At 51.7% G+C, this 4033-nt stretch carries 4 protein-coding genes and 2 tRNA genes; 4 read left to right on the top strand and 2 right to left on the bottom strand.

What is annotated here, in order from left to right:
• Positions 1–62: 62 nt before the first annotated feature.
• Positions 63–1481, top strand: coding sequence for a glutamate--tRNA ligase (gene gltX, locus ACZAHD_RS22125; protein ID WP_008803881.1), 1419 nt, complete (start codon positions 63–65; stop codon positions 1479–1481).
• A 53-nt stretch (positions 1482–1534) separates the two neighbouring features.
• On the opposite strand, the gene ACZAHD_RS22120 is transcribed toward gltX, so the two are convergent.
• A complete protein-coding gene (locus ACZAHD_RS22120; RefSeq protein ID WP_012967480.1) occupies positions 1535–1927 on the bottom strand; it encodes a MerR family transcriptional regulator in 393 nt (130 codons plus the stop codon).
• A 3-nt stretch (positions 1928–1930) separates the two neighbouring features.
• Positions 1931–2284 (bottom strand): YfeC-like transcriptional regulator, encoded by a 354-nt coding sequence (locus ACZAHD_RS22115; RefSeq protein ID WP_008803883.1) that lies wholly within the window; start codon positions 2282–2284, stop codon positions 1931–1933.
• 219 nt (positions 2285–2503) lie between these two features.
• On the opposite strand from ACZAHD_RS22115, the gene ACZAHD_RS22110 reads away from it, so the two are divergent.
• The 3 genes from ACZAHD_RS22110 to ACZAHD_RS22100 form a co-directional block, all read left to right on the top strand.
• A tRNA-Ala gene (locus ACZAHD_RS22110) sits at positions 2504–2579 on the top strand.
• Between the two features lie 41 nt (positions 2580–2620).
• Positions 2621–2696 (top strand) — tRNA-Ala (locus tag ACZAHD_RS22105).
• A gap of 208 nt (positions 2697–2904) precedes the next feature.
• Positions 2905–4033: MASE1 domain-containing protein (locus ACZAHD_RS22100; protein ID WP_462458643.1), on the top strand; the 1129-nt coding region annotated here is incomplete at its 3' end.

Below are 4033 nucleotides of genomic sequence, written 5' to 3'. Positions count from 1 at the left end.
ACCCATAATTTCCACCGGACATTGCCGGCTATCGGCATCTTTATTAAACGTAAGGCCAATTCATGAAAATCAAAACTCGCTTCGCGCCAAGCCCAACAGGCTATCTGCACGTTGGCGGTGCGCGTACTGCTCTCTATTCCTGGCTTTTTGCTCGTAACCACGGCGGTGAGTTTGTGCTGCGTATTGAAGACACCGATCTCGAACGCTCCACCCCGGAAGCAATTGAAGCCATCATGGATGGCATGAACTGGCTGAATCTGCAATGGGATGAGGGCCCTTATTACCAGACCAAACGTTTCGACCGTTATAACAACGTGATCGATGAGATGCTGGAAGCTGGCACCGCTTATAAATGTTATTGCTCGAAAGAGCGTCTGGAAGCGCTGCGCGAAGAGCAAATGGCGAACGGTGAGAAGCCGCGTTACGATGGCCGCTGCCGCCATAGCCACGAGCATCATGCCGACGATGAGCCGTGCGTGGTGCGTTTTGCCAACCCGCAGGAAGGGTCGGTAATCTTTGACGATCAGATCCGCGGACCTATCGAGTTCAGCAACCAGGAGCTGGACGATCTGATCATTCGTCGTACCGATGGTTCCCCGACCTATAACTTCTGCGTGGTGGTAGATGACTGGGATATGGCGATCACCCATGTGATCCGTGGTGAAGATCATATCAACAACACACCGCGCCAGATCAACATCCTCAAAGCGCTGAATGCGCCGGTGCCGGTTTACGCCCACGTGTCGATGATCAACGGCGATGACGGTAAAAAACTGTCCAAACGCCACGGTGCGGTGAGCGTGATGCAGTATCGTGACGATGGCTACCTGCCGGAAGCGCTGCTTAACTATCTGGTACGTCTGGGGTGGTCCCATGGCGATCAGGAGATCTTCACCCGCGAAGAGATGATCGAGTTCTTTTCGCTGGGGGCGGTCAGCAAATCCGCGAGTGCGTTCAACACCGACAAACTGCTGTGGCTGAACCATCACTACATCAATACGCTGCCGGCGGAATACGTGGCGACGCATCTGCAGTGGCACATCGAGCAGGAAAATATCGATACCCGTAATGGCCCACAGCTGGCCGAGCTGGTGAAACTGCTGGGCGAGCGTTGCAAAACGCTGAAAGAGATTGCTCAGAGCTGCCGCTACTTCTATGAAGAGTTCGCTGAGTTCGACGCCGATGCGGCGAAGAAACATCTGCGTCCGGTGGCGCGTCAGCCGCTGGAAGTGGTTCGCGACAAGCTGGCGGCGATCGGCGACTGGACAGCGGAAAACGTCCACCATGCAATTCAGGCAACCGCTGATGAGCTGGAAGTCGGCATGGGTAAAGTCGGCATGCCGCTGCGCGTGGCGGTTACCGGGGCAGGGCAGTCTCCTGCGCTTGACGTCACCGTCCACGCTATCGGTAAATCCCGTAGCGTTGAGCGTATCAACAAAGCGCTGGCTTTTATCGCTGAACGTGAAGGTCAGGCGTCCTGATTGGGACGTGGATGAAACAACGGCAGGGTTACCCCTGCCGTTTTTTTTGTCTGTTACACCGGGCTGGCGATGCCGAGGCGGGCAAGAAAGCCGCTAATCCCTTCCCGGGCCAGCAGATCGCGAAGCTGTAGCTGTTCGGCCGGAGTCATCAGTTGCAGGGTTTCCGTGATTTGCCGCCAGACCACGTCAGCCTCATTGACCAGATAAGCGCCGGGCGATTCCGCCAAATGATTGTCGGTAAACAGATGGCGCCTGGCAGGCGCATTGGTCAGAAATTCGAGCACCGGTTTGTCGATGACCACCAGTCGCGCGCGTCCTCCTTTGACGCCGGGTATCGCTTCCGTGCGCCATTTTTGCTGGCGAACCCAGCGATTGATCGTTTGTCTGGCCAGTCCCAGGCAGTCGGCGAGCTCTGCGGGTGTCATTTTATCTTTCAGTTTCATCATGCTTTACCGATCGCGGATCCCTAACCGAAGCAGTAACCCGGTGATCCCTTCGCGCAGCAACAGCGACATCAGCTGCTTCTGCTCGCTGGGAGTGAGCTCTTTGCTAAGGGTCAGCAGCAGCGATTCCAGATCGCTGTCGTGGGTAGAATAGGCGCCTGGTGTCTCTGCCACGCGCTGAGCGCTGCGGATAAACTCCCTGACTTGCTCATTGACATGGACCAGCCGCGCTTTGCCACCCTGGACGCCAGGCCGCGGAGAGGTTTGCCAGCCTTCTTTCCGCACCCACTTATTGATAGTTTGCCGGCTGTAGCCGGTCAGGTGGGCGATTTCTTCAGGTGTCATTCGTTCCTTGAGCATACTATTTCCTGAGTAAATGTATGGGAATTAGCTGCCCATGTTATAGCATCCTTTTACGTGAAAAAGTGACCTGTTTAACTTCTGGCTGCGATAAGGCTCGCAATGTCAGCAAGTTGCCTGCTTTTTCAGCGATTGAATTGCGAAGGATAATTTTGCCGTTGACACCTGAGCGAGGAATTCATATTATGCCGCCCGTCAACACGACACGCTTTACGTTACGGGGCTATAGCTCAGCTGGGAGAGCGCTTGCATGGCATGCAAGAGGTCAGCGGTTCGATCCCGCTTAGCTCCACCAAATTCTGCACCCAGCAGATTTGGTTCGTAAAGAGGTCCTGTGGGGCTATAGCTCAGCTGGGAGAGCGCTTGCATGGCATGCAAGAGGTCAGCGGTTCGATCCCGCTTAGCTCCACCAAAATTCAGAACCCTCGCCTCGGCGGGGGTTTTTGTTTTTAGCTGTTTTCATGTAAAGCACTTTCTGGTTAAGTCAGTTAATCTCCAGCTATTAAAATCGAAAGTAATTTCAGACTTTTTCCTGATAATTCACCTTGCCTGCCCTAAATAAGCAACATAACATTTCCCCATTAAACGTAATGAGGTTGCCGGAGTTTTAATTAACAATAATGCTTGATAAAATTAACATTAATATCAAAAAAACTCTGTTGGCCTTTCTCGTCAGTTTAGTCGCTATTCCGCTGGCTCGTTTTATTTCACCGCAAACGGTTATTGATGGCAATCTTATTTATATTGCCTGGCTGCCAATCAGCGTGATGTTTTCTGTTATTTTTATCTTTGGCCGCTATGCGATCGCACCATTAATTCTCGCGTTTGCCATTACCAATAGCTTTCTCATTGAATTAACGCTGTCACAGGCGCTTATTCTGCTCTTTTGTCAGCTGTTTGCTGTGTTTGTCTCCTGCGCTGTTTTACGCCTGATGGTGGGCAAGCGCTGGCGGTGTGGCCCCACGGCGAAACATATGGGGGCGCGGATCTTCTGGGGCGGCTTCTTCGCGCCGGTACTGTTGAAAATCACCATGTACCTTGCCGGGCAATATTTTGCGTTTCCATTATCTATTACCAGTTACTTTGGTAGTATGCCGTTGATTTATACCGTAATAGATATCCAAAGTTTAATCAGCGCGGCATTAATTTTTACGACGTTTCTTTATTATCCAATGCGGATGATTATCAGTCCGCACTATGCCCGACGTTTCTGGCGTCAGGAATGTTTACCATGGCTGGCACCCAAACATCGTTCTTTTACCCTATATTGGTTTATCTCGCTGGCGCTTTTATTAACTTTACTGTGTGCGCCGTATCAGTCTGAATTTATTGCCGGTTATTTAGTTCCGGTGATATTTATTGTCTACTTTATCGGGATTAGCCGGATTGGTCATGCGCTGCTGCGTATTTCATGGTCTGTCTCAGCCTTTTTGCTGGTGGTGTATAATAAAAACTTTCTCCAGGGCGTCCAAAGCGAGTATTCATTATCCTTTGTGCTGTCGGTCCTGATCTCCTTCACTATCTGTTTGTTTTATATGGCAGACACCTATGCCCGCAGCGATCGCAATAAACGCCGCTGGCGTAGCCAGGCGGAAGAGGATCCGCTGACGGGCTTACCTAATCTGCGCGCGCTGGTGAGCCATTTACAGAGTAGTCCTCTGCAGGCTATCTGCAGCTTGCGTATCGATAATCTCGATTTTCTTAGCCGACATTATGGGCTAATGATGGGGGTGGACTGTAAACGGCAAA

This window comes from Raoultella sp. (genome assembly GCF_039594335.1).
GTDB lineage: Bacteria > Pseudomonadota > Gammaproteobacteria > Enterobacterales > Enterobacteriaceae > Klebsiella.
Note: the sequence above shows the minus strand (reverse complement) of the source record. Positions and strands in the feature narration are given on the sequence as shown.

What these genes read in the sequence shown, in the direction of transcription:
- ACZAHD_RS22115 (WP_008803883.1), bottom strand. Translation starts at nt 2,284, where the DNA reads ATGCTCAAGGAACGAATGACACCTGAAGAAATCGCCCACCTGACCGGC.
- gltX (WP_008803881.1), top strand. Translation starts at nt 63, where the DNA reads ATGAAAATCAAAACTCGCTTCGCGCCAAGCCCAACAGGCTATCTGCAC.
- ACZAHD_RS22120 (WP_012967480.1), bottom strand. Translation starts at nt 1,927, where the DNA reads ATGATGAAACTGAAAGATAAAATGACACCCGCAGAGCTCGCCGACTGC.